At 60.7% G+C, this 24,604-nt stretch carries 20 protein-coding genes; 7 read left to right on the forward strand and 13 right to left on the reverse strand.

All coding sequences use genetic code 11. From position 1 onward, the window contains the following. Positions 1–38: 38 nt before the first annotated feature. Both HCU66_RS07930 and HCU66_RS07935 read left to right on the forward strand, forming a co-directional pair. Complete coding sequence (locus tag HCU66_RS07930; RefSeq protein ID WP_205887953.1) at positions 39–1,253, forward strand: amino acid deaminase; 1,215 nt, start codon at positions 39–41, stop codon at positions 1,251–1,253. A 13-nt stretch (positions 1,254–1,266) separates the two neighbouring features. After that, on the forward strand, positions 1,267–2,202 hold the full coding sequence (locus HCU66_RS07935) for a sugar kinase (RefSeq protein WP_205887954.1): 936 nt from the start codon (positions 1,267–1,269) through the stop codon (positions 2,200–2,202). 69 nt (positions 2,203–2,271) lie between these two features. Here the strand turns inward: HCU66_RS07935 and HCU66_RS07940 are convergent, their stop codons facing one another. Together HCU66_RS07940 and HCU66_RS07945 are read right to left on the reverse strand one after the other, a co-directional pair. Continuing rightward, positions 2,272–2,547 carry a peptidylprolyl isomerase gene (locus tag HCU66_RS07940; protein ID WP_007933743.1) on the reverse strand — a complete coding sequence of 92 codons (276 nt, stop codon included), beginning with the start codon at positions 2,545–2,547 and terminating at the stop codon, positions 2,272–2,274. Positions 2,548–2,613: 66 nt separating this feature from the next. After that, the gene (locus tag HCU66_RS07945; RefSeq protein ID WP_205887955.1) at positions 2,614–5,151 is read right to left on the reverse strand and encodes a PAS domain-containing hybrid sensor histidine kinase/response regulator; all 2,538 of its coding nucleotides are present in this window, start codon (positions 5,149–5,151) and stop codon (positions 2,614–2,616) included. Between the two features lie 118 nt (positions 5,152–5,269). On the opposite strand from HCU66_RS07945, the gene HCU66_RS07950 reads away from it, so the two are divergent. Continuing rightward, positions 5,270–6,379, forward strand: coding sequence for a PilT/PilU family type 4a pilus ATPase (locus HCU66_RS07950; RefSeq protein WP_205887956.1), 1,110 nt, complete (start codon positions 5,270–5,272; stop codon positions 6,377–6,379). 8 nt (positions 6,380–6,387) lie between these two features. On the opposite strand, the gene HCU66_RS07955 is transcribed toward HCU66_RS07950, so the two are convergent. From HCU66_RS07955 to HCU66_RS08000, 10 genes are all read right to left on the reverse strand, one after another. Then, positions 6,388–8,343: an acetoacetate--CoA ligase gene (locus tag HCU66_RS07955; RefSeq protein ID WP_205887957.1), complete on the reverse strand. Its 1,956-nt coding sequence runs from the start codon at positions 8,341–8,343 to the stop codon at positions 6,388–6,390. A gap of 157 nt (positions 8,344–8,500) precedes the next feature. Then, entirely contained in the window at positions 8,501–9,274 is a 774-nt protein-coding gene (locus tag HCU66_RS07960; protein WP_205887958.1) for a 3-hydroxybutyrate dehydrogenase, read from the reverse strand. Between the two features lie 7 nt (positions 9,275–9,281). Then, entirely contained in the window at positions 9,282–10,673 is a 1,392-nt protein-coding gene (locus HCU66_RS07965) for a GntP family permease (RefSeq protein ID WP_205887959.1), read from the reverse strand. A 289-nt stretch (positions 10,674–10,962) separates the two neighbouring features. Further along, positions 10,963–12,378 (reverse strand): sigma-54 interaction domain-containing protein, encoded by a 1,416-nt coding sequence (locus HCU66_RS07970; protein WP_205887960.1) that lies wholly within the window; start codon positions 12,376–12,378, stop codon positions 10,963–10,965. 134 nt (positions 12,379–12,512) lie between these two features. Continuing rightward, positions 12,513–14,093, reverse strand: coding sequence for an ABC transporter ATP-binding protein (locus HCU66_RS07975; protein ID WP_205887961.1), 1,581 nt, complete (start codon positions 14,091–14,093; stop codon positions 12,513–12,515). Positions 14,094–14,120: 27 nt separating this feature from the next. Next, the gene (locus HCU66_RS07980) at positions 14,121–15,143 is read right to left on the reverse strand and encodes an ABC transporter permease (protein WP_205887962.1); all 1,023 of its coding nucleotides are present in this window, start codon (positions 15,141–15,143) and stop codon (positions 14,121–14,123) included. Then, a complete protein-coding gene (locus tag HCU66_RS07985) occupies positions 15,143–16,204 on the reverse strand; it encodes a microcin C ABC transporter permease YejB (protein WP_205887963.1) in 1,062 nt (353 codons plus the stop codon). Before HCU66_RS07985 ends, HCU66_RS07980 begins: the two co-directional genes overlap by 1 nt. Next, positions 16,204–18,072, reverse strand: a complete 1,869-nt coding sequence (locus HCU66_RS07990; RefSeq protein WP_205887964.1) for an extracellular solute-binding protein — start codon at positions 18,070–18,072, stop codon at positions 16,204–16,206. Before HCU66_RS07990 ends, HCU66_RS07985 begins: the two co-directional genes overlap by 1 nt. Before the next feature lie 137 nt (positions 18,073–18,209). Further along, on the reverse strand, positions 18,210–18,491 hold the full coding sequence (locus HCU66_RS07995) for a peptidylprolyl isomerase (RefSeq protein ID WP_175378130.1): 282 nt from the start codon (positions 18,489–18,491) through the stop codon (positions 18,210–18,212). 97 nt (positions 18,492–18,588) lie between these two features. Next, complete coding sequence (locus tag HCU66_RS08000) at positions 18,589–19,470, reverse strand: esterase/lipase family protein (protein WP_205887965.1); 882 nt, start codon at positions 19,468–19,470, stop codon at positions 18,589–18,591. A gap of 340 nt (positions 19,471–19,810) precedes the next feature. On the opposite strand from HCU66_RS08000, the gene HCU66_RS08005 reads away from it, so the two are divergent. Beyond that, a complete protein-coding gene (locus HCU66_RS08005) occupies positions 19,811–20,863 on the forward strand; it encodes a hypothetical protein (RefSeq protein WP_205887966.1) in 1,053 nt (350 codons plus the stop codon). 53 nt (positions 20,864–20,916) lie between these two features. On the opposite strand, the gene HCU66_RS08010 is transcribed toward HCU66_RS08005, so the two are convergent. After that, the gene (locus HCU66_RS08010; RefSeq protein WP_205887967.1) at positions 20,917–22,005 is read right to left on the reverse strand and encodes a 3-deoxy-7-phosphoheptulonate synthase; all 1,089 of its coding nucleotides are present in this window, start codon (positions 22,003–22,005) and stop codon (positions 20,917–20,919) included. A gap of 627 nt (positions 22,006–22,632) precedes the next feature. Between HCU66_RS08010 and HCU66_RS08015 the strand changes: the two genes are divergently transcribed. The 3 genes from HCU66_RS08015 to gacA all read left to right on the forward strand — a co-directional run bounded on the left by HCU66_RS08015 (position 22,633) and on the right by gacA (position 24,604). Then, a complete protein-coding gene (locus HCU66_RS08015) occupies positions 22,633–23,391 on the forward strand; it encodes a carbon-nitrogen hydrolase family protein (RefSeq protein WP_205887968.1) in 759 nt (252 codons plus the stop codon). Beyond that, the gene (locus HCU66_RS08020) at positions 23,392–23,835 is read left to right on the forward strand and encodes a GNAT family N-acetyltransferase (protein ID WP_205887969.1); all 444 of its coding nucleotides are present in this window, start codon (positions 23,392–23,394) and stop codon (positions 23,833–23,835) included. Between the two features lie 127 nt (positions 23,836–23,962). Continuing rightward, positions 23,963–24,604 carry a response regulator transcription factor GacA gene (gacA, locus tag HCU66_RS08025; RefSeq protein ID WP_008015884.1) on the forward strand — a complete coding sequence of 214 codons (642 nt, stop codon included), beginning with the start codon at positions 23,963–23,965 and terminating at the stop codon, positions 24,602–24,604.

Raw genomic sequence — 24,604 nt, forward strand, 5'->3', positions numbered from 1 at the left:
AGCGGCTGCCTGCGGCCGCGTGTGTGAGGAGATCGACCATGTACTCCAAAAATACTGCCGCCGTGGAAAAGGGTTTTGCCCACACTGGCGCCAACCTGGTGCGTGACGTCAGCCTACCGGCGCTGGTGCTGCACCGCGACGCGCTGGAACACAACATTCGCTGGATGCAGGACTTCGTCAGCCATAGCGGCGCGGAACTGGCGCCCCACGGCAAAACCAGCATGACCCCGGCGCTGTTTCGTCGCCAACTGGACGCCGGTGCCTGGGGCATCACTCTGGCCAGTGCCACGCAAACCCGCGCGGCTTACGCCCATGGTGTGCGCCGGGTGCTGATGGCCAATCAACTGGTCGGCACGCCGAACATGGCGCTGATCGCCGATCTGCTGGCAGACCCGACCTTCGAGTTCTATTGCATGGTCGATCACCCGGATAACGTCGCCGACCTCGGCGCGTATTTCGCCTCGCGCGGCGTGCGCCTGAACGTGATGATCGAGTACGGCGTGGTCGGCGGTCGTTGCGGTTGCCGCACCGAAGCCGAAGTGCTGGCGCTGGCCAAGGCGATCGCCGCTCAACCGGCGTTGGCGCTGACCGGCATCGAGGGTTACGAAGGGGTGATTCATGGCGATCACGCCGTCAGTGGCATCCGCGAATTCGCCACCTCCCTGGTGCGTTTGGCGGTGCAGTTGCAGGACAGCGGTGCGTTCGCCATTGCCAAGCCGATCATCACCGCATCGGGTTCGGCCTGGTATGACCTGATCGCCGAGTCGTTCGAAGCGCAGAATGCCGGCGGCCGATTCCTCAGCGTGCTGCGCCCCGGCAGTTACGTGGCCCACGACCATGGCATCTACAAAGAAGCGCAATGTTGTGTGCTCGACCGTCGCAGTGACTTGCACGAAGGTTTGCGCCCGGCGCTGGAAATCTGGGCGCATGTGCAGTCGTTGCCGGAGCCGGGTTTTGCGGTGATCGCCCTGGGTAAGCGCGACGTGGCTTATGACGCCGGTTTGCCGGTGCCACTGCTGCGTTACAAGGCCGGCGTGGTGCCGGCGATCGGCGAGGATGTGAGTGCCTGCAAGGTCACGGCGGTGATGGACCAGCATGCGTTCATGACGGTGGCGCCGGGGGTTGAGTTGCGGGTGGGCGATATCATTTCGTTCGGGACTTCGCACCCGTGTTTGACGTTCGACAAGTGGCGCGTCGGGTGTCTGGTGGATGAGCAATTGAATGTCATCGAAACCATGGAAACCTGTTTTTAAGAGCCCCCACAACATGAACAACATCAGCCCTCTGGGCCCCAACATCCCGCGCATCGCTCTGATCGGCGAGTGCATGATCGAATTGCAGCAGCGCGCCGACGGCTCTCTGCAACAAAGCTTCGGCGGCGATACCCTGAACACTGCGGTCTACCTGGCCCGTGAGTTGGGCGACGGCGGCTCGGTGGATTACGTCACGGCCCTGGGTGACGACAGTTTCAGCGATGCAATGTGCCAGAGCTGGGCCAGCGAACACATCGGCTTGGGCATGGTCCAGCGTTTGCCCGGTCGCTTGCCCGGCCTGTATTGCATCCAGACCGACGCGGCCGGCGAGCGGCGTTTTCTCTACTGGCGCAACGAAGCGGCAGTGCGCGATTGTTTTACCACCCCGGCGGCCGCGCCGATCCTGGCGGCGCTGCCGGATTACGACGTGCTGTATTTCAGCGGTATCACCCTGGCGGTGCTCGGTGAGCAGGGCCGGGAGAAACTGCTGGACACCCTGATCGAAGCCCGGCAGCGGGATGCGCGGATCGTATTCGACAATAATTATCGACCACGGCTGTGGGCCTCGGTCGAGGACGCGCGGGCGGCTTATCGCAGTGTGCTGCCCTATGTCGACCTGGCGTTGCTGACGGTTGACGACGAGCAGGCACTGTTCCACTTTTCCGATTGCGCGGCGGTGTTTGCCGCTTACGAACAGATGGGCACGCCCGAAGTGGTGCTCAAGCGCGGTGCCGAGGCGTGTCTGATTCGTTGTGGTGGTGAGTCGTTCGAAGTGCCGGCGCAGGTGGTCGAACGGGTCGTGGATACCACGGCGGCGGGGGATTCATTCAGTGCGGCGTATCTGGCTTGCCGGCTCAAGGGCGGTAGCCCGGTCGAGGCCGCAGAGGCGGGGCATCGGTTGGCGAGTCGGGTGATTCAGGTGCCTGGGGCACTGATCCCCAAAGATTGAAATGCAATCTTTGGGGTTGTTGTGTTTTTTGTGGCGAGGGAGCCTCACCCTATAGATAGAGCCAACCGATCAATCCCGGTAAAACACCTGCACCAGGTGATAGCCGAACTTGCTCTTGATCGGCCCGTGCACCACCCGCAGTGGTTTTTTGAAGATCACCGCGTCGATCGCCCCGACCATCTGCCCGGGCCGCACTTCGCCAAGGTCCCCGCCGCGTTTGCCGGACGGGCACGTGGAGTATTTCTTGGCCAGCACATCGAAGGCTTCGCCCTTGGCGATGCGTTGTTTGAGCTGCTCGGCTTCTTCCGAGGTTTTCACCAGAATATGGCGGGCTTGGGCTTTCATTGGGCGTACCTTGCAACGGTGGTGGCTATGTTGGTGCCAGCGTGGGGCGCGCGATTATGCCTTAACTCAGTCGGCTTGGCCGATCATCGTGCGAATCTTGTTGGCCAACAGGTCCATGGAAAAGGGTTTGGCCACCATGTCCATGCCTTCCTCCAGGAAACCCTGACGTTCAGCGGCTTTCTCGGCATAACCGGTAATGAACAACACTTTGAGCTCTGGGCGGTGCTGACGAGCGATTTCCGCCAGCTGTCGACCGTTCATGCCCGGCAACCCGACATCGGTCACCAGCAGATCGACCCGCAGGTCGGATTCCAGCAAGGGCAGGGCGCTCTGCGCATCTTCGGCTTCATGGGCGTGATAACCCAACTCTTTGAGCAGGTCGAGCACCAGCATGCGCACCGCCGGATCGTCTTCCACCAACACCACGGTTTCGCCGGCAACTGCTGGCGGAGCTTCACCGGTGACCGGCGTCAGCGTGTGTTCCGGCACCGCGACGTGCAACCGTGGCAAATACAGACGAACGCAGGTGCCCTGGCCCGGCCGGCTTTGCAGGCTGACATGCCCGCCGGACTGCTGGGCGAAACCATAGATCATCGACAGTCCAAGGCCGGTGCCCTGGCCGATGGGTTTGGTGGTGAAGAACGGGTCGAAGGCCTTGGCCAATACCGATGGCGTCATGCCGGCGCCGTTGTCGCTGACGGCAATCATCAGGTAGTCCCCGGTCCTGACCGGTTCCAGGGTGGTGATGTCGCTGCCGTCGAGGTAAACGTTGGCGGTTTCGATCAGCAACTCGCCGCCATCGGGCATCGCGTCCCGGGCATTGATCACCAGGTTGAGCAAGGCGTTTTCCAGTTGGCTGACGTCAGTGCTGACCGGCCAGACCTCGTCGGCCAGCTTCAGTCTGAGTTCGATGTGATCGCCCTTGGTGCGGCTGAGCAAATCTTCCAGGGAATGCACCAGCTGGTTGGCGTCCAGTGGTCTGCGATCCAGTGACTGACGCCGGGAGAACGCCAGCAACCGGTGGGTCAGGGCCGCGGCGCGGTGGGCTGAAGACACCGCGGCTTCGGTAAAACGACCGATTTCATCGGCGCGACCATTGGCGATGTAACGTTGCATCAAATCGAGGCTGCCGATGATCCCGGTGAGCATGTTGTTGAAGTCATGGGCGATGCCGCCGGTGAGCTGGCCGACCGCTTCCATTTTCTGCGCATGCCGCAAGGCGTCCTCGGCGCGCTCACGCTCGAACATCTCGTTCTGCAGTCGCTGGTTGGCTTCGGCCAGTTGTTGGGTGCGGGCGCTCACGCGTTCTTCAAGGGTTTCGTTGAGGTTACGCAGAGCCTCTTCGGTCTGTTTACGCTCGGTCTCGTCGATCACGAAGATGTAGAAACCATTCACCGCACCATCCGAGCCATGACGGGGCAGGTAGTTCATCAGGGCCTGACGGGTGCTGCCATCGCGATGTGAGGTGCTGATGCTGAAACAGCAGGTTTTGCCTTTCAGCGCCTCGGCGATGTGTTCGGCGCGCAGGGCATAGGCTTCATCGCCCAGCACGTCACGGATGGTGCGGCCGTAAAGCTCCTGGGGCGTCAGGCCATACCATTCCAGGTAGGCGGCATTGTTCAGGCGAAAGCGCTCCTCGCGGTCCACGTAACTGATCAGGATCGGCATGGCGTTGATGATCAGTTGCAGCTCGGTCTGGCTCTGGCGCAGGGCTTGTTCGATGTGTTTGCGTTCGGTCAGGTCCAGGGCTGCGCCGAGGAAACGGATCGGCCGACCATGGTGATCCTTGTAGCAACGGCCCCGGGCAAACACCCAGCGCAACTGGCCGTCGGCCTGCAGCAAGCGATATTCCTCGGCGTACTCGCTGCCATGGGTGATGCAGTGCTTGATGCTGCGGGCAATCATGGCGCGGTCTTCCGGGTGCACGCCGTGCAGGTATTCGCTGATGGGCAATTGGCTGGCCATGCCCGGGGCGACGCCGTGCAATTGCGCGAAGTGGGCATCGGCGATGAAGCGGTCTTCGCCAATGTCCCAATCCCAGGTGCCGACGGCATCGGTGGCGGCCAGCGCCAGTTGCAGACGCTGCTCGGTTTCTTGCTGGGCCTTGAGGCTGGCGGCAGAGCGTTGTTCGAGCTCCAGGGCAATGCGGCGGCGTTCATTGGTTTCGATGGCGGTGACCAGAATCCCGGCCACTTCGGCGCTTTCGTTGCGAATGGGGCTGTAGGTCAAATCCAGCCAGAAGTCGGAATCCCGACCGTCGCGCTGCAAGGTGAAGCGTTGTTCGCTGTAGGTCCGCACCTGGCCCTGTAGGACGGCGCTGTAAATCGGGTCGGTAAAGTCTTTGAGTTCCGGCCAGATCAGGTGCGTCGGTTGTCCGAAAGCATGAGGATGTTTACCGCCGGCGAGGAAGGCGAAACCGTCGTTGTAGATCTGGGTGAGCTGCGGGCCCCACAGCAACAGCATGGGCATCGGTGAGTGGATCACGATGTCCACGGCGGTGCGCAGGCTCTGCGGCCAGTTTTCAGCGGCACCCAGCGGGTTGTTTGTCCAGTCCAGTCGGGCAATCAAGGCCTGGGCATCGCTGGCGGTCGGTGGTGCGTTCATCTACATGTCCTGCGCGTGAGTCAATGTGGCGGCGTCTACTATCCTTGCTGGGTGGTAGACGCTGGATGACCCGCATGGGGTCATTTTTTCCTTGAATGCTTCGCGGGTGCTTTTTGCCATGGAAATCGATGCATTGTTGCAGATTCTGGCCAGCCGAAATGGCTCTGATCTTTACCTGTCCACCGGCGCGCCACCCAGCGCGAAATTTGACGGTGTGCTTAAACCCCTGACCGATCAACCGTTCAAGCCAGGAGAGGTGGCAGCCATTGCCGCATCCATCATGGACGCCGAACAGCGCCTGGAGTTCGATCGGGAACTGGAAATGAACCTGGCGCTTTCCCTGCCCAGGGTCGGGCGTTTCCGGCTCAATATCTTCAAGCAGCGCAACGATGTGTCCATCGTGGCGCGCAACATCAAACTCGACATTCCACGCTTCGAAGACTTGAAACTACCGTCGGTGCTGCTCGAAGCCGTGATGCTCAAACAAGGGCTGATCCTGTTCGTGGGCTCGACCGGCTCGGGCAAGTCGACCTCGCTGGCGGCGCTGATCGATTACCGCAACCGTCATAGCAGCGGCCATATCATCACCATCGAAGACCCGGTCGAGTTTATCCATCGGCACAAGAAGTCGATCGTCAACCAGCGCGAGGTCGGCGTCGATACCCGCAGTTTCCACGCTGCGCTGAAAAACACCCTGCGCCAGGCGCCGGACGTGGTGCTGATCGGCGAAATTCGCGACCGCGAAACCATGGAGCATGCGTTGGCGTTTGCCGATACCGGTCATCTGGTGATTTCCACGTTGCATGCGCACAACGCCAATCAGGCGCTGGACCGGGTGATCAATTTCTTTCCGGAAGAACGCCGGGCGCAGCTGCTCCACGATCTGGGTAATAACCTCAAGGCGTTTGTTTCCCAACGCCTGGTGCGTACCCGCGATGGGCAGCGTCGGGCGGCGGTGGAGGTGATGCTCGGAACGCCGACCATCGGCGACCTGATCCGGCGCAACGAGTTTGGCGAACTCAAGGGGATCATGGAGAAGTCTTCAGAGGAGGGAATGCAGACCTTTGATGGCGCGTTGTTCACGCTGTTTGCCGAGGGCGCAATCGATGAGGCAGAGGCGTTGAAACATGCGGACTCGGTGAATAACTTGCGCCTGCGGCTGAAAATGCACGCCGAAACCACGTCCAACCCCCATGCACCGCCGGGTGAATGGGGTTTGGTGGACTAGCGCCGGCGTCAGTCATTCAGTTCGGGGCGGTCGCGAAACTGCTCCAGTGCCTCGGGGTTGGCCAGTGCATCGGTGTTCTTCACCTTCTGGCCATGCACCACGTTGCGCACCGCCAACTCGACCACCTTGCCGCTGATGGTGCGCGGAATATCCGTCACCGCGACTATCTTCGCCGGCACATGCCGCGGCGTGGTGTTGGCGCGGATGACCTGGCGAATCTGTTGTTGCAGCGCTTCGTCCAGTTTGACGCCATCGCGCAACTTCACGAACAACACCACTCGCACGTCATCCTGCCATTGCTGACCGATGGCGACGCTGTCCAGCACCTGCGGGACTTTCTCCACCTGACGGTAGATTTCCGCCGTGCCGATGCGTACCCCACCGGGGTTGAGCACCGCGTCGGAGCGGCCGTGGATCAGCATGCCGCCGTGGGGCAGTTGCTCGGCGTAATCGCCCTGGGCCCAGATGCCGGGGAACAGGCTGAAATACGAGGCGCGCAGCTTTTCCTGTTGCGGGTCGTTCCACAATCCGATGGGCATCGCCGGAAAATGCCGGGTACACACCAGTTCGCCTTTTTCACCGATCACCGACTGGCCGGCGTCGTTCCAGACCTCGACCGCCATGCCCAGGCCCTTGCATTGCATCTCTCCACGGCGCACCGGCAGCACCGGGTTGCCGAGCACAAAGCACGAAACGATATCGGTACCGCCGGACATCGAAGACAGACACAGATCGGACTTGAACCCGCGGTAGACGTAATCGAAGCTTTGCGGCGACAGCGCCGAGCCGGTGGACAGTATGGTTTTCAGGCTGCTCAGGTCATGACTGTCGCACGGCTTCAAGCCATTGCTTTCCAGCGCGGTGAGGAATTTCGGGCTGGTGCCGAAGACGTTGAGGCGTTCGTCGTCGATCAGGTCGATCAAGCGCTCCGGGCCTGGATGAAACGGCGAGCCGTCATACAGCACCACGGCGCTGCCCACGGCCAGGGCCGAGACCAGCCAGTTCCACATCATCCAGCCGCAGGTGGTGTAGTAGAACAAACGGTCGCCGGGGCCGAGATCGGTGTGCAGGCCATGTTCCTTGACGTGTTGCAGCAGCACGCCGCCGGTGCCATGCACAATGCACTTCGGCACGCCGGTGGTGCCGCTGGAGTAGAGGATGTACAGCGGATGAGCGAAGGGCACGGCAACGAATTGCGGCTCACCGCCCGGGTCGTAGAAATCCTCCCACAGGGTCACGTTGGCCTGGCTGCGGAAATCCTCGATGCGCGCTTGAGGGCGTGCGTAAGGCACAACAATCAATTGCTGCAAGGATGGCAGTTGTCCGAGGATTTCATTGACCTTGGTGGTCTGGTCGATCTCTTTGCCGGCGTAGCGGTAACCGGCGCAGGTGATCAGCACTTTCGGCTCGATCTGGCCGAAGCGGTCGATCACCCCGTGGGTGCCGAAGTCGGGCGACGAGCAGGACCAGATCGCGCCCAGACTGGTGGTGGCGAGCATGGCCACCAGGGTTTGCCAGGTGTTCGGCATGCACGCCGCCACGCGGTCGCCGAGGCCGACACCGGCGGCTTTCAGGCCGTTTTGAAAACCGGCGACTTGGCTTGCCAGTTCGGCCCAGGTCAATTGTTCCCGTTGGCCGTTTTCTCCGATGGCCACCACCGCAACAGCGTCGTCGCGACGGCGCAGCAGATGTTCGGCGAAGTTCAGCGTGGCGCCAGGGAACCACCGGGCGCTGGGCATTTGCGCACCCTCGATCAGCACCGCGTCTGGCTGATCGTGAAAACGGATGTCGAAGAAATCGACGATGGCCTGCCAGAAGGCTTCCCGCTGGTCGATGCTCCATTGGTGCAGGGCAGGGTAGTCGGCGATCTCAAGGGTGTGTCGCTGATTGACGAAGCGCCGGAAGGCCTCCATGCGGCTCTTGCCGATGCGCTCGGTGCCGGGTTGCCAGAGGATGTCGGACATGGCTTGGCCTCTTCTTGTTTATGCATCAGATCGTTCCCACGCTCTGCGTGGGAATGCAGCCCGGGACGCTCCGCGTCCCAAGAGCGGACGCAGAGCGTCCATTGAGGCATTCCCACGCGGAGCGTGGGAACGATCAACGATCAGTGAGGGCGGCAGGTTACTGCGCCAACCACCCACCATCAATATTCCACGCCGCCCCACGCACCTGGCTACCGGCTTCGCTGCATAAAAACAGTACCAACTCACCCAGTTGCGGCGGCGTCACGAATTCCAGTGACGGCTGCTTCTCGGCCAGCAAATCATGTTGCGCCTGCTGCGGGTCGATCCCGGTCGCGGCGCGATCGTCGATCTGTTTTTGCACCAGCGGCGTCAGCACCCAGCCCGGGCAAATGGCATTGCAGGTCACGTTGGTCGTAGCGGTTTCCAGACCGACCACTTTGGTCAGGCCGATCACGCCATGCTTGGCCGCGACGTACGCCGCTTTGCCCACTGAACCGACCTGGCCATGCACCGAAGCGATGTTGATGATCCGTCCCCAGCCTTTGGTACGCATGCCCGGCAGGCTCAGGCGGGTGCTGTGGAACACCGACGACAGGTTGATCGCCATGATCGAGTCCCAGCGCTCCACCGGAAACTCTTCCACCGACGCCACGTGCTGGATGCCGGCGTTGTTGACCAGGATATCCACGCCACCGAACTCGCGCCCGGCATACTCGATCATATCGGCGATCTGCGCCGGGTCGCTGACGTCGGCCGGGTGATGTCCGACCTTGCCACCGAATTGCTCGACCTCAGTGATCACCGTCGACGCATCGCCGAAACCGTTGAGGATCAGGTTGGCGCCAGCCTTGGCCAGGCTCAGGGCGATCCCCAGACCAATGCCGCTGGTGGAACCGGTGACCAGTGCGGTCTTGCCCGAAAGAGTCGTCATGAATACCTCACACAATGCCAGTGGCGTAGAAAGTACCGATCACCACAAAAACAGCGAGTGTCTTGATCAGCGTAATACAGAAAATGTCTTTGTAGGCCTCGCGGTGGGTCAATCCGGTGACCGCCAGCAAGGTAATCACCGCGCCGTTGTGCGGCAGGGTGTCCATGCCGCCACTGGCCATCGCGGCGACCCGGTGCAGCACTTCCAGCGGAATATTGGCGGCGTGGGCGGCGCTGATGAAGCTCTCGGACATCGCCGCCAAAGCGATGCTCATGCCGCCCGACGCCGAGCCGGTGATACCGGCCAGCAGGGTCACGGTAATCGCTTCGTTGACCAGCGGGTTGGGAATGCTCTTGAGCCAGCCGGACAGCACCAGAAAACCTGGCAAAGAGGCGATCACCGCGCCGAAACCGTATTCCGACGCCGTGTTCATCGCCGCCAGCAGCGCGCCGCTGACCGCACTTCTACTGCCTTCGGCCAACTTGCCGCGAATCGCCTGAAAGCCGAACACCAGCACCATGATGATGCCCACCAGCAAGGCCGCCTGGACCGCCCAGATCGCCGTCAGCTTGGCAATGTCGGTGGTTACGGGAGCGGCCATGCCCGGCAGCGCGAGGCTGTGAGTTTTGCCGTACCACACAGGAATCCAGCGGGTGAACAGCAGGTTCATCAGGCCCACCAGCAACAGCGGCGACAGCGCGATCCACGGGTTGGGCAGCTGGATGTCCGGCGCGGTTTCCGGCTCGTTGCGCAGCGCCGAGCCATAGCCTTCACCGGTGCGCTGGGCCTTGTTGCGCTGGCGTTGCAGAAACAGCATGCCGGCGCAGAACACGAAAATCGTGCCGATCACCCCCAGCCAAGGCGCCGCCCAGGCGGTGGTGTTGAAGAAGGTGCTGGGGATGATGTTCTGGATCTGCGGGGTGCCGGGCAGGGCGTCCATGGTGAACGAGAACGCGCCGAGGGCGATGGTCGCCGGGATCAGGCGCTTGGGGATATTGCTCTGGCGGAACATCTCGGCGGCAAACGGGTACACCGCAAACACCACCACAAACAGCGACACGCCGCCGTACGTGAGCAGGGCGCAGACCAACACGATCACCAGCATCGCCTGGCGAGTGCCGAGCAGGCGAATCGCCGCCGCGACGATGGAACGAGAGAAGCCCGACAACTCGATCAGCTTGCCGAACACCGCACCGAGCAGGAACACCGGGAAATACAGTTTGACGAAGCCGACCATTTTTTCCATGAACACCCCGGTGAAGACGGGGGCCACGGCGGAAGGGTCGGTAAACAGGACGGCGCCGAGGGCGGCGATCGGGGCAAAGAGGATAACGCTGTAGCCACGGTAAGCAGCGACCATCAGCAGCGCTAGGGCTGCCAAGGCAATGATCACACTCATGGTGTGTCTCTCCTGGATTGTTATTTTTGTAGGGTGAAGCTTGGTGGAGAGGGCTATAGCGGGTTTCGTGCCAGATATCTAAATTGTTGAAATTTAAGGTTATTATTGGTTTGCGAGGTGTTTTTTTTTTGATTTTTGTCTCTGTATCGAGACTTTTTTGTGGTTGTGCTGACGCTTTCGCGGGCAAGCCCGCTCCTACAGGGTTGTGGTTATTTACGAAATTGCACGACCCGTAGAAGCGGGCTTGCCCGCGATGAGTCCCTATCTACCAATAGAGATCTATGTCTCTTTATGGAGACTCGGCAATCCCCAACGCCACCATCTTCTTGTACAACGTCGACCGCCCCAGCCCCAACCGCGCCGCCGCTTCAATGACCTTCCCGCCGCATTGCGCGAGGGCGGACTCAATCAATTGTCGATCAAACCGTTCGCGAGCCTCACTGAAGGTTTCATGGGCAATCGGTTCAAGGGGCAGAGACGCCGCACGCTCCACCGGGGTAAAACTGCCAATCGCCGCGCGGATATCCGCCGCGTTCAACATCAAGTCATCACTGAGCAACGCCGCCCGTTCCAGCACGTTGCGCAGTTCACGAATGTTCCCCGGCCAGGCGTGTTGCCCCAACAAATCCAGGGCTTCGCGGTTCAATTCGTGCTGACTGCGCAGCTCTTCGAGGATGGCTTCACTGAGAGCCGGCAAGTCGTCGAGGCGATCACGCAGGGGCGGGACCTGGATCGGCAGCACGTTGAGGCGGTAATACAAATCGGCGCGAAACTCGCCGCGTTTGATCGCCGCTACCAGATCGGTGGAGGTGGCTGCAATCACTCGCACATCACTTTGAACCACTTCGTTGGAGCCCACCGGTTCGAATTCTTTTTCCTGCAATACCCGCAGCAACTTGCTTTGCAGCGGCAGCGGCATGTCGCCGATCTCGTCGAGAAACAACGTACCGCCCTGGGCGATCTGCAACTTGCCAGCGCGGCCCTTGCGGTCGGCGCCGGTGAACGCTCCGGGGGCGGTGCCGAAGAACTCGGCTTCCAGCAGCGACTCGGGAATCGCCGCGCTGTTGATGCTGACAAAGGCTTTGTGCGCCCGAGGCGATGCGCCGTGGATCGCCTGGGCCAGCAGCTCCTTGCCGGTGCCGGTTTCACCGAGCAACAGCACCGGCGACTCGGCGCTGGCACTGCGTCGGGCACGGCGTTTGACCTCAAGGCTGGCAGCGCTGGTGCCGATAAAGTGCGCGAAGTTGTATTTGGTCTGCCGCGCCCGCAATAGCGAGCGGGTCGAGGCCAGTTCTTCCTGCATGCTCAGGTAGCGCTTGAGCATCGGCGACAGGCTGCGCAGCTCGTCGAACAGGGCAAAACCGATGGCACCGATCACCGCGCCGGCATCGTCGTGAATCGGCAGGCGCATCACGATCAGCGGTTCCTTGGGGGTGTCTTGCATGTCCAGCAGAATCGGTCGGCCGGTGCGCACCACCTCGCGCAACAGGCTGCCGGGGATCACGCTTTCGCAGGCCCTGCCGATGGCACCTGCGGCCGACTCCAGGCCGAATCGCCGGGCATAACGCTCGTTCATCCAGACGATGTTCGCGTCGCGGTCGACAATCACCGTGCCTTCGCTCGATTGCTCGATGATCTCGAACAGCGAGCGGATCGCCAGGGTGCGAACGCGCTGGTAGTCCTTGAGGCTTTCGGTGGTGTTCATCGGTGTCATGTCCAGAGTGTGTGGTGTCTGTGCGGGCCTCTTCGCGGGCAAGCCTCGCTCCTACAGGGATTGTGATCTGTAGGAGCGAGGCTTGCCCGCGAAGGCCGCGACGCGGTCCAACGGCATGCCGCCGATTATGCCAACCCCGGATGCGCCGCCGCCAACAGCTCCTTGGTATACGGATGCTGCGGCGATTCAAACACATCATGGCTGGCGCCGCTTTCCACCACTTTGCCGTCCTTGATCACGATCATGTCATGGGCCAGGGCGCGCACCACCGCCAGGTCGTGGCTGATGAACAGGTAGGTCAGGCCATGTTTCTCCTGAAGCTGGCGGAGCAGGGCGACCACTTGTTTTTGCACCGTGCGATCGAGGGCCGAGGTCGGTTCGTCGAGCAGGATCAGCGCCGGTTTTAGCACCAGCGCCCGGGCAATGGCGATGCGCTGGCGTTGGCCACCGGAGAATTCGTGCGGGTAGCGATGACGGCTTTGCGGGTCGAGGCCGACTTCTTCCAGCACCCGGATCACCTGGGCTTCGCATTCGTCCGGGGTGGACTGGCTGTGCACCTCAAGGCCTTCACTGATGATCTGCGCCACCGACATTCGCGGGCTGAGGCTGCCGTAGGGGTCCTGGAACACCACCTGCATTTTCTTGCGCCACGGTCGCAGCTGCTTTTGCGTCAAGTTGTCGAGCGCCTCACCCTGAAAGCGAATGCTGCCTTCGGAATCGAGCAAGCGCAGGATCGCCTGACCGAGGGTGGACTTGCCCGAACCGGACTCACCGACGATGCCCAGGGTCTTGCCGCGTTGAACGTTCAGGCTGATGCCGTCCACGGCGCGCAGGTAAGTCTTACGCTGGAACAGCCCGCCACTGAGGGTGAACCGCACTTGCAGATTCTCCACTTCCAGCACGTTTTCACGCTCGTCCCGGGGCAGGGCTTCACCTTCCGGCTCGGCGTTCAGCAGCACGCAGCTGTAAGGGTGTTTCGGCTCGGTGAACAGCGTTTCGCAAGGCGCCTGCTCGACGATTTCCCCGGCGTGCATCACGCACACCCGTTGGGCCATGCTGCGCACCAGATTGAGGTCGTGGCTGATCAGCAGCAGCGACATGCCAAGCCGCTGTTGCAGAGATTTGAGCAGCCGCAGGATCTTGCGCTGCACCGTCACATCCAGCGCGGTGGTCGGCTCGTCGGCGATCAGCAATTCCGGTTCGCAGGCCAGGGCCATGGCGATCATCACCCGTTGCCGCTGGCCGCCGGACAGTTGGTGCGGGTAGGCCTTGAGCCGCTCTTCGGGTTTTTGGATGCCAACCAGTTGCAGCAACTCAATAATCCGCGCTTGCGCCGCTTTGCCACCCAGCCCTCTGTGCAGCAGCAGGGTTTCGCCGATCTGCTTTTCGATGCTGTGCAGCGGATTGAGGGAGGTCATCGGCTCCTGGAAGATTATCGCGATCCGGTTGCCGCGCAGCTCGCGCAAGACGTTGGCGTCGGCGCCGATCAATTCCTGGCCGCGATAGCGAATGCTGCCAGTGGTTTGCGTGCCGTTTTCGGGCAGCAGTTGCAGGATCGAGTGCGCGGTCACCGACTTGCCGGATCCAGACTCGCCGACCAGCGCCAGGCATTCGCCGGGGCGGATGTCCAGGCACAGGTTGCGCACCACGGTCTGGCCGCTGAAGGCCACGTTGAGGTCACGGATTTCGATCAGGTTGTCAGTCATATCAACAGTCCGTCTCATGATCGGGAATCAGGATCGTGGATCAAAGGCATCACGCAATGCCTCGCCAATGAACACCAGTAAAGAAAGAATCAGCGCCAGGGTGAAAAACGCCGTCAGCCCCAGCCACGGTGCTTGCAGGTTCTGCTTGCCTTGACCGATCAACTCGCCCAGGGACGCGCTGCCGGTTGGCATGCCGAAACCGAGAAAGTCCAGCGCCGTGAGGGTGGAAATCGCCCCGGTCAGGATGAACGGCAGATAACTCAGGGTGGCGTTCATTGCGTTGGGCAGAATGTGCCGCACGATCACCTTGCGGTCGGTCAGGCCCAGCGCGCGGGCGGCTTTGACGTATTCCAGGTTACGCCCACGCAGGAACTCGGCGCGCACCACGTCCACCAGGGCCAGCCAGGAAAACAGCGCCATGATCCCCAGCAGCCACCAGAAATTCGGCTCGACGAAGCCCGACAGAATGATCAGCAGGTACAGCACCGGCAACCCCGACCAGACTTCCTGCAAGCGCTGACCGAGCAGGTCGACCCAGCCGCCGTAATAGCCCTGCAATGCACCGGCGGTGATACCGATCAAGGCGCTGATGAACGTCAGCGCCAGTGCGAACAGAATCGACACACGTGCCCCGAAAATCACCCGGGCCAACACGTCCCGGGCCTGATCGTCGGTGCCCAGCCAGTTGATCTTCGACGGTGGGCTCGGCGCTGGTTGATTGAGGTCGTAATTGGGCGTGTCGTCGCTGAACGGGATCGGCGGAAACAGCATCCAGCCGCCGTCCTTGTGAATCAGCTTCTGCACGTAGTCGCTGCGGTAATCGGCCTGAAAGGGCAGTTGGCCGCCGAACGCCTGTTCGGTGTGGCGTTTGAAGGCCGGGAAGTAAAGCGAGCCCTGATAACTGACCAGCAGTGGTTTGTCGTTGGCGATCAGCTCGCCGCCCAGGGTCAGCAGGAACAGGCCGACAAACAACCACAGCGACCACCAGCCCCGGCGGTTTTTCTTGAACCGTTCGAAACGGCGACGGCCCAGCGGCGAGAGCTTGAGCATCAGGCGTTCCTCGCGGCGAAGTCGATGCGCGGGTCGACCAGGGTGTAGCAGAGGTCGCCGATGATTTTTATCAGCAGGCCGAAGAGGGTGAAGATGAACAACGAACCAAATACCACCGGATAGTCCCGCGATACCGCGGCTTCGTAACTCATGCGACCCAGGCCGTCGAGGGAGAAGATCACTTCGATCAGCAGGGATCCGGCGAAAAACACACTGATGAAGGCCTGCGGAATCCCCGACACCACCAGCAACATCGCGTTGCGAAACACATGGCCGTAAAGCACCTGGCGTTCGCTCAAACCCTTGGCCCGGGCGGTGACCACGTACTGGCGAGTGATTTCATTGAGGAAGGAATTTTTGGTGAGGATGGTCAGGGTTGCGAAACCGCCGACCACCAGCGCCGTTACCGGCAGCACCAGGTGCCAGAAGTAATCGGCGATTTTGCCGACCGTCGACAGCGATTCGAAGTTGTCCGAAACAAGGCCGCGCACCGGGAACCAGTTCAACGAGGTGCCGCCGGCGAAGACCACGATCAGGAACATCGCGAACAGGAACGCCGGCATCGCGTAACCGATAATGATTGCGGTGCTGCTCCAGATATCGAAATGGCTGCCGTGGTGCACGGCCTTGCGGATGCCCAGTGGAATGGACACCAAATAAGTGATCAGCGTCGCCCAAAGTCCGAGGGAAATGGTCACCGGCATTTTTTCCAGGATCAGGTCGGTGACCGTGGCGCCGCGGAAAAAGCTTTTGCCGAAGTCGAGCCGGGCGTAGCTCTTGAGCATCAGCCACAGGCGTTCCGGTGCGGGTTTATCGAAACCGTATTGTTTTTCGATCTCCTTGATCAGCTGCGGGTCGAGCCCTCGGCTGGCGCGCGAACTGCCATGCACGGCTTCGCTGGAACCGCCGCCGACACTTGCGCCGCCGATGCCTTGCAGCTGTGCGATAGCCTGTTCCACTGGGCCACCGGGTGCGGCCTGGACGATGACGAAATTGACCAGAAGAATGATCACCAGCGTCGGAACGATCAGCAGCAAGCGCCGCAGTACGTAAGCCCACATCAGCGTGGCCCTCCGGGTTTGCCGCGCTTGATCAGTTCGGCGGTCATCTGTTGGTTGGTCAGGGGCGTGGCGCTGACTTCCCACCAACTCTCGATGGCTTCGTCATTGCTCGCTTGCACGGAAGGAATGCCGAAGCGGTTCCACCACACGGTCGAGCTGCCTGGCGGGTAATAGTTGGGAATCCAATAGAAGTTCCATTGCAGAACCCGGTCCAGGGCATGGGCATAGCGCAGCATGTCGGCCTGGGTGGTGGCGCGAACCAGGCCGTTGATCAGCGTATCGACCGCCGGGTTCTTCAGCGCCATGTAGTTGTTGGAGCCCGGATCGGTGGCCGCCGCCGAGCCAAAGTAGTTGTACAACTCGTTGCCCGGCGAGGTGGTGACCGGGTAGCCGGTGACGATCATGTCGTAGTCCCGGGACATCAGGCGGTTGACGTACTGGGAGGCGTCGATGCGGCGAATGTTCAGGTCGATGCCGATTTGTTTCAGGGTGCGCTTGTACGGCAGCAGCAATCGGTCCATGCCGTTCTGGCTGATCAGAAAGGTGAAGGCCAGCGGTTGACCTTGGGCATTGACCAGTTGATCGCCATCGGGTTTCCAGCCGGCCTGTTCGAGCAGGTCCAGGGCCTGCAGCTGTTTGTCGCGTATCACGCCGCTGCCATCGGTTTTCGGTGCTTCGAAGACCTGAGTGAAGACTTCGTCGGGGATCTGCCCGCGCAGCGGTTCGAGGATCGCCCGCTCACCCGCGTCGGGCAGTTGTCGGGCAGCGAGGTCGGTGTTGGAAAAAAAGCTCTGCTGGCGGATGTACAGGTCGCGCATCATCTGCCGGTTGCTCCACTCGAAATCCCAGAGCATGGCCAGCGCCTGGCGCACGCGACGGTCCTGGAACATCGGGTTTTGCAGGTTGAACACAAAGCCCTGGGCCGATTGCGGTGCCTGCGTTGCCAGGTGGGCTTTTTGCAGGCGACCGTCGCTCAGGGCCGGGCTCTCGTAGCCGATGGAGTAGGCGGTGGCGGAGAATTCGCGGTTGTAGTCGTAGGCGCCGCCACGCAGGACCTGACGGGCGACGTCGGTATCGCCGAAGTACTCGATGCTGAAATGATCGAAGTTGTAGAGGCCGCGGCTGACCGGTAAATCCCTGGCCCACCAGTCGGCGTTACGCTCGAAGGTGATGCTGCGCCCGGAGTCGACCTTGCTCACGCGGTACGGCCCGCTGCCCAGTGGCGGCTCGTACCCGCCACCGTCGGCGAAGTCGCGGGTCTTCCACCAGTGTTCGGGAAACACCGGCAAGGTGGCAATGTCGAGGGGCAGGGTGCGGTTTTCGTTGCTCTTGAAGTCGAACCGAATGGTTCGCGGCGACTCCACTTCGACGCCTTTGACATCGGCGAATTGCGTGCGATAGCGCAGGCTGCCCTGGGTCATCAGCAGGTCGAAGGTGTAGCGCACGTCCTCGGCGGTGATCGGCTGGCCGTCGGCGAAACGGGCTTTCGGGTTCAGGTAGAAACGCAGCGACAGTCCGTCGTCGGAGCGCTCCATCTTTTGCGCCACCAGGCCGTACACGGTATAGGGCTCGTCCAGCGAGCGCTGGGCCAGGGGCGAGTAGATCAGGCCGTCAATCTGTGTGACGCCTATGCCTTTGTCGATGTATGGCAGGATATGGTCGAAATGACCGATTTCCACGGCCGAGCGACGCATCGTGCCGCCCTTGGGCGCTTGCGGGTTGGTGTAGGCGAAATGACTGAAACCGGCGGGATACTTCGCCGGTTCACCGTACACGGTCAGCGCCTGTTGCGGTGCAGCGTTCACACTGGCGGCGCCCAACAACAGAGCCACGGCAGTGAACAACAAGGAGGGGAAAGCCAGTCGCATTGTCAGCCTTAGAGCCGGGTGATCGATAAGCACAATTTGTACGCTAGCGGCGCGTCCCTCGCCAGCCGTATCACGTAACGAAAACACAACGGCCCACCAAAAAGGCGGGCCGTTGTGTAGAAAAACTCAAGTGTTGATCAGTCCTGACGGCTGGTCACTTCCAGCAGGTGGTAACCGAACTGGGTCTTGACCGGGCCTTGCACCACGTTGATCGGTGCGCTGAAGACCACGGTGTCGAATTCCTTGACCATCTGGCCCGGGCCGAACGAACCCAGGTCACCGCCCTGGCGGCTCGATGGGCAGGTGGAGTTGGCTTTGGCAACTTCGGCGAAATCGGCGCCGGCTTCAATCTGAGCCTTGAGTTCGTTGCACTTTGCTTCGCTGGAAACCAGGATGTGACGGGCAGTGGCTTTGGCCATGGGAAATACTCCATTCAATGTTCAGTAAAGTGCGGAGCCTACCGGATTCAGGCGGCTATTTCTTCCACAAAGTTCCGTCCGGTTTCAGGGGCATTGCTTAAAGGCCGGCATTTCTCAAGCGTTCGGCATGCTGTACATACAGGGCGATCGGGTCGATGCCCTTGCGGACCTGACCAGTGGTCTGGCTGAGGCTGTCCAGATGATCCAGCGGATAGTCCGAACGGATCACTTTACCCAGATGGGAGCTGAATCGGCCGACCATGCCGTCATTCTGCTCGGCTTCGGTGGTGAAGTAGTGGGAGAAGGCCCGAAGGAACCCGTGCAGCGGGTTTAGCGCATAGAGCCCCTCGTCGAGGGTATTTTCCTGCAGGGTGCCGCTCCAGGAATAGTAGCGTACGCCATTCACCAGTTCGCGACCCTTGCCTCCCCAGGTTTTCGGCAATCCTTGAGGGTATTTGTCGTTGAATGCGCCGACGCCTTCGGTGGTCAGCGCGTTGAGCGCGGCGATGGCATTCTGCGGCAGGTGCCGGTTGCCACTGAGCAACGACAGGAAGTCGGCGAACAGGGTGGCCACCGCCCCGGCGACCTGTTCCGGCAGGCGTCCGGGCGTCAGCGCCTTACGCAGGAAGTCGGCCAGTTCCGAGCCATGGTTCGGCCCGCTGACCGACGTCACCGAAGCGACCGCCTCTGGCGCCAGCGCCCCCGCATATCGCGCAGCCAGTGCGCCCTGGCTGTGACCGATCAGGTTGACTTTGCTGGCACCGGTTCCTTGCAGTACCCGGTCGATCTGCGCCAGCAGTTGTTCGCCGCGGGCTTCATTGCTGTGGGTCGCGGACAGGTGCGGGATAAACACCCTGGCGCCGGCATCTCTCAGGGCCAGTTTGACATCATGAAACAGTTCCAGATTGCCGATGCGATCGAAGCCAAAGAGCCCGTGGACCAGCAGGATCGGATAGTGAGTGGTTGCATTCCGTAGCATGTGAATTCCTTTTTCGCAGTAGGTCAGGTGTGTGTTCAAGGGGGGCACTCTAAAGCACGCCAACCCCTCGGCGATGTATGAAAAAGCCGCTGTAACCTGATGAAAACGGAATAGAAAAGGTGCGAAAACTCGGATGAGCATGAGGTCTTGGTCGGAATATTCGGACATCTTTTTAACGATGGTCGAGCGCGTCGTCGCAATGACCTACCTCTGAAACGTCATTTTTCCGTGCAAACCGGAGCGATTGCCCGGCATCGCGGATTGGCCCCGCGGGTTTCAATAGGCTTCGTTCGATGTCGACCTTCGAGGCGACATCTATTCCAAGGACTGGAGCGTATGAATGACCATTTATGAAGCAGACAACCTGAATATTGCAGAGCAATACATGGCGGCACCACAGCTGGACCAAGCGGATAACTCGGTGCTCGATCCGGCCGAAAACAAGGCCGTCGTCACCGTCGCGCCTTACCCGAACATGGCCTGCGGAGACAAACTGGTCATGTCCTGGTCAGGTATCGATACAGAGGGCGTTGCGTATCGGCATGAGGTGTCGCGTTTTGTCAGTGACGCCCAAGTGGGCAAGGCGGTGGTCTTTTGCGTATCGGCTGTACACATCGCCGCACTGGACGGCGGGTCACTCGAGGTTTACTACACGCTCTACAGCGCGCGCCTTCGTAAACCTGTGGAGTCCGGGCGCTTATACCTGAACATCGGTGATGTCCGGCACGATTTGCTGCCAGCGATTGTGAATGATGCGGTGGGCGGCACGCTCGATCCGGACAGGGTCGCCGAGGGCGCGCGCGTAACGATCAGACCGTATGCCCGGATGGCGATTGGCGATCGGGTCGTGCTGTCCTGGGCGGGGGGTACGACTCAAGCGAGCTTCAATGACTCATTGAACATCGAATCCTTTGCAGTGGGCGGTGAACTGTCGTTCTGGGTAAGCGCCGACTGTATTGCGCCTAACCTCGGGACAGCCGTTACGATCAGCTATTGCGTCGAGCAAACGGGGCAAGAGCCTCGTCTCTCGGAACCTGCGCAGTTGTTGATCGGGCCGTTGAAACGAGGGCCGCTTTTGCCACCCTCCGTGCTGGAAGCCGATGAGGGTTGGCTGGATATGCAGGATGCGATCGACGGTGTCACCATCGTGATCGATAACGCCCAGGCTGAAGAAGGGGAACTGGTCTATCTGAAGTGTGACGGGGAGCATTCCAGTCACCGCGATGATCGGGAGATTTCCAGGGAAATGGCCGGTCAGCCGCTGGTATTTATCGTTCCCTACAGGTTCTGGCGCGAGCATCGGGACTTGACGGTCCGAGTCGCCTATTCGGTCGAACGTCTCGACGATGTGAGCCAGCAGTCCGAAGTCACGTTGGTGCAAGTGCAGTCTTAAACTGCATAAGCCGCCTTCCAGTGATCGATTCAGAACTGGAAGGCGGGCATGGATCACTCAGGCTGTTGAGTGCAGCGTTGTGCACGAAGTCGCTCGGTTGCCTGCAGCAACAATTGTTCTGTCCCGGTCCAGCCCAGGCAGCCGTCCGTTATCGACACCCCGTAACGCAGCGACGGGCTCAACGGTTGGCAGCCTTCGAACAGATGGCTCTCAATCATCATGCCGACCAACGAGCGATCGCCTTGCAGGCGTTGTTCCAGCACGTCGTTGAACACGGCGGGCTGACGCAACGGATCTTTACCGCTGTTGGCGTGGCTGCAGTCGACCATGATCCGTGCCGGAATCTTGAGTCTGGTCAAGTCGCTGTGCACCTTGGCAATGCTGTCGCGGTCGTAGTTCGGTCCGCGATGGCCGCCACGCAATACCAGGTGGGTGTCAGGGTTGCCCGGTGTCTGGATGATCGCAGGATGCCCCTGGCTGTCGACACCGAAATGGCGATGCGGATGGGCGGCCGAGCGCATGGCGTCGCTGGCGACCGCCACACCGCCATCGGTGCCGTTCTTGAACCCTACCGGCATGCTCAGGCCGCTGGCCATTTCCCGGTGGATCTGCGATTCGGTGGTACGAGCGCCAATCGCGACCCAGCTCAGCAAGTCGTCAAAGTAGCCGGCGGCCATCGGTTGCAGCAGCTCGGTGGCAACGGGCAGGCCCAGCTGGAGCATTTCGCGCATCAATTCGCGCGACAGCGTCAAACCGCCCGCCATGTCGTCGCTGCCATCCAGGTGCGGGTCGTAGGCCAGGCCTTTCCAGCCGACCGTGGTCCGGGGTTTTTCGACGTAGGCGCGCATGACCAGCAGCATCTGATCGCTGACTTGCGCAGACAGACGGGCCAGGTTGGCGGCGTATTCGAGCGCTGAGCGGGGATCGTGAATCGAGCAGGGACCGACAATGACCAGCAGACGGGAGTCTTCACCGTTGAGGATCGCGCGGACCGCCTGACGGTGGGCGGCGACTTGCCGGGCCAGGGCGTTGCTGAGGGGTAATTGTTGCTTGAGCTGCAATGAGCTGGGCAGACGCATGGTCAGCGCTTCATTGGCAGGGCTCAGGGTGGACAGTGGCAGAGCAGAGACGGACGAGTTCATATTCGGGCTTCCTGGGCTGGCGGCGGGTTCGTTTCCGCGCGCTCGGCCCTACTGGGGTGTTCGACAATTGGCCGGATTGGCTGCGTGTGTGTGCTTGCCACCTGTGGGTGACCGATCGGAGGCGGCAGGCTGTCCCGAGCGGAGGCTGGTAAATCGCCAGGCGGTAAAACTGTCGTAACGGTAATAAGTGGTGTTGTTCATGTCGTGAATCCTCAAATTGTCAGGTGTGACGCTAAAAAATGTTCAGGGCTGAAAAAACAAAACCCCCGGTCGGGAGGCCGACCGGGGGTTGAGAATTCTCTGGTGGCGACCCGTTTAAAGTGGGCGCCGTGTGGGTATCAGGCGCGCCAGTGGCTAAACCAATACCCAAAATAAAAGTTGACCGAAGCACAAACGCCCTTCACCCGGGCAGCCGCAACCGAGCGCGGGGCGCTGGCGGTACGAAGCTGTGAGAGGGCGTTGAGCATGGTCTGTCTCCGATGAATGCGCCGAGCTTACTAGAGGCCGGTACGCGGATTCAATCAGAAAATGCTATCGATGATCACGGGGTTTTCTATCGCTTGAGTACGTCAGGGTTTGTGACACACTTTGCGCTGCGCCCAAACCACTACGTCACAAGGACGAAGCATGACGACACTGACCATCGCCGCCGCTCAATCGATCTCCATCGCCGGTGATCTTGCGGCCAATGTTGCCTGGCACTTACGTTTCATGCAGGTCGCCGCGGAGCAGGGCGTGCAATTGTTGGTGTTTCCGGAACTGTCGCTGACCGGGTACGAGCACGGCCTGGCGGCGGAGTTGGCCATAGCGCCAGACGCCAGGGTGTTGCAACCATTGCGCGATTTCGCACGGGAAGTCGGAGTGACCAGTGTCGTCGGGATGCCGATTCGTCTGTCGGAAGATTCACCGGTATTGATCGGCGCTCTGGTATTGGGCGCCGATGGTTCGCTCGGGGTTTACAGCAAACAGCATCTGCACCCGGGCGAAGAGGTGTCGTTTGCCCCGGGAACGGGTGGCTCGACATTGAAGATCGGTACCGACACCGTCGCACTGGCGGTATGCGCCGATTTTTCTCACGCCAGTCACGCAGCCGCCGCGGCTCGGCAGGGCGCTGATCTTTATGCCGCGGGCGTGCTGATCACAGAAAACGGCTACGCTCCAGATACCGCACTGTTGCAAGGCTATGCTTGCACCCATTCGATGGCGGTACTGATGGCCAACCATGGTGGCGCAACGGGTGGCTGGGCGTCGGCAGGGCGCAGTGCAATCTGGGCGGCGGACGGGGCGCTGATTGCTGCGGCGCCGGGTACGGGGAACCTTATGGTCGTTGCTCGCCGCAATGCTGACGGCTGGAAAGGGCAAATCGTGGCTGTCGCGGAGGCTTGAATGGGTTTCGAATTGCGTCCGGCAACGTCTCGTGACTTGGACTTCGCTCGTAATCTGACTTGTCGAAATATGCTCCGCTACTACATTCAGCATGAGCTGTTGTGGCTGGATGAAGCTTTCGACGTTGCCTGGGAGGGACGTGAAAACTGGCTGATTGTGCGTGATGACACGCTGATGGGGTATGTCAGTCTGAGCCGTGACGGCAACGCCTTGTATATCCGCGAATTGCATGTGCTTGAGGCGTATCAGGGGCAGGGCGCCGGTTCCTGGGCGATCGATCAGGTATTCGCCATGGCATGCAAGGAAAGACGCCCGGCATTGCGTCTGACCGTTTTTGAAAATAATCCGGCAAAAATACTCTACGAGAGAAAGGGCCTGAAGGTGGTCGGTCAAGACCAGTGTTTCCTGAGAATGCAGCGTGATATCAATGGACTGCATCGCTGAAACACACTGGCGGCAAGCCTCGCAAGAAGAATTGACACTTTTTATATGCTGCTTTGCGCTAGGTCTGCCAGTCGCTTTTTGCTAAGGTGTCCGACAACCCAATAAGACCAAATCGCGAGGTGTCTGCTTGATTAGGGTGCTAGTAGTCGATGACCATGATCTCGTTCGTACAGGCATTACACGAATGCTGGCTGACATCGATGGCCTGCAAGTAGTCGGTCAGGCCGAGTCAGGGGAGGAATCCCTGCTCAAAGCGCGTGAGTTGAAACCCGATGTGGTGTTGATGGACGTCAAGATGCCCGGGATCGGTGGTCTCGAGGCTACGCGCAAATTATTGCGCAGTCATCCGGACATCAAGGTCGTCGCAGTCACCGTGTGCGAAGAGGATCCGTTTCCTACCCGGCTGTTACAGGCAGGTGCCGCAGGTTACCTGACCAAGGGCGCCGGATTGCCGGAAATGGTTCAGGCCATTCGCCTGGTGTTTGCCGGGCAACGCTACATCAGCCCGCAGATTGCCCAGCAACTGGCGATCAAGTCGTTCCAGCCAACCAATGATTCGCCCTTCGACGCCTTGTCGGAGCGGGAAATCCAGATTGCGTTGATGATTGTCGGCTGTCAGAAGGTGCAGATCATCTCCGATAAACTGTGCCTGTCGCCCAAAACAGTGAATACCTACCGTTACCGTATTTTCGAAAAGCTTTCGATCAGCAGCGATGTCGAGTTGACGCTGTTGGCGGTTCGTCACGGCATGGTTGATGCCAGCCTCTGA

Origin of the sequence: Pseudomonas frederiksbergensis (genome assembly GCF_017114915.1) — a bacterium.
Taxonomy (GTDB): Bacteria; Pseudomonadota; Gammaproteobacteria; order Pseudomonadales; family Pseudomonadaceae; genus Aquipseudomonas; species Aquipseudomonas frederiksbergensis_I.

What these genes read in the sequence shown, in the direction of transcription:
- HCU66_RS07945 (WP_205887955.1), bottom strand. Translation starts at nt 5,151, where the DNA reads ATGAACGCACCACCGACCGCCAGCGATGCCCAGGCCTTGATTGCCCGA.
- HCU66_RS08010 (WP_205887967.1), bottom strand. Translation starts at nt 22,005, where the DNA reads ATGAACTCGTCCGTCTCTGCTCTGCCACTGTCCACCCTGAGCCCTGCC.
- HCU66_RS08015 (WP_205887968.1), top strand. Translation starts at nt 22,633, where the DNA reads ATGACGACACTGACCATCGCCGCCGCTCAATCGATCTCCATCGCCGGT.
- HCU66_RS07930 (WP_205887953.1), top strand. Translation starts at nt 39, where the DNA reads ATGTACTCCAAAAATACTGCCGCCGTGGAAAAGGGTTTTGCCCACACT.
- HCU66_RS07970 (WP_205887960.1), bottom strand. Translation starts at nt 12,378, where the DNA reads ATGAACACCACCGAAAGCCTCAAGGACTACCAGCGCGTTCGCACCCTG.
- HCU66_RS08020 (WP_205887969.1), top strand. Translation starts at nt 23,392, where the DNA reads ATGGGTTTCGAATTGCGTCCGGCAACGTCTCGTGACTTGGACTTCGCT.
- HCU66_RS07950 (WP_205887956.1), top strand. Translation starts at nt 5,270, where the DNA reads ATGGAAATCGATGCATTGTTGCAGATTCTGGCCAGCCGAAATGGCTCT.
- HCU66_RS07965 (WP_205887959.1), bottom strand. Translation starts at nt 10,673, where the DNA reads ATGAGTGTGATCATTGCCTTGGCAGCCCTAGCGCTGCTGATGGTCGCT.
- HCU66_RS07985 (WP_205887963.1), bottom strand. Translation starts at nt 16,204, where the DNA reads ATGTGGGCTTACGTACTGCGGCGCTTGCTGCTGATCGTTCCGACGCTG.
- HCU66_RS08005 (WP_205887966.1), top strand. Translation starts at nt 19,811, where the DNA reads ATGACCATTTATGAAGCAGACAACCTGAATATTGCAGAGCAATACATG.
- HCU66_RS07980 (WP_205887962.1), bottom strand. Translation starts at nt 15,143, where the DNA reads ATGCTCAAGCTCTCGCCGCTGGGCCGTCGCCGTTTCGAACGGTTCAAG.
- HCU66_RS07975 (WP_205887961.1), bottom strand. Translation starts at nt 14,093, where the DNA reads ATGACTGACAACCTGATCGAAATCCGTGACCTCAACGTGGCCTTCAGC.
- HCU66_RS08000 (WP_205887965.1), bottom strand. Translation starts at nt 19,470, where the DNA reads ATGCTACGGAATGCAACCACTCACTATCCGATCCTGCTGGTCCACGGG.
- HCU66_RS07995 (WP_175378130.1), bottom strand. Translation starts at nt 18,491, where the DNA reads ATGGCCAAAGCCACTGCCCGTCACATCCTGGTTTCCAGCGAAGCAAAG.
- HCU66_RS07960 (WP_205887958.1), bottom strand. Translation starts at nt 9,274, where the DNA reads ATGACGACTCTTTCGGGCAAGACCGCACTGGTCACCGGTTCCACCAGC.
- HCU66_RS07955 (WP_205887957.1), bottom strand. Translation starts at nt 8,343, where the DNA reads ATGTCCGACATCCTCTGGCAACCCGGCACCGAGCGCATCGGCAAGAGC.
- HCU66_RS07935 (WP_205887954.1), top strand. Translation starts at nt 1,267, where the DNA reads ATGAACAACATCAGCCCTCTGGGCCCCAACATCCCGCGCATCGCTCTG.
- HCU66_RS07990 (WP_205887964.1), bottom strand. Translation starts at nt 18,072, where the DNA reads ATGCGACTGGCTTTCCCCTCCTTGTTGTTCACTGCCGTGGCTCTGTTG.
- HCU66_RS07940 (WP_007933743.1), bottom strand. Translation starts at nt 2,547, where the DNA reads ATGAAAGCCCAAGCCCGCCATATTCTGGTGAAAACCTCGGAAGAAGCC.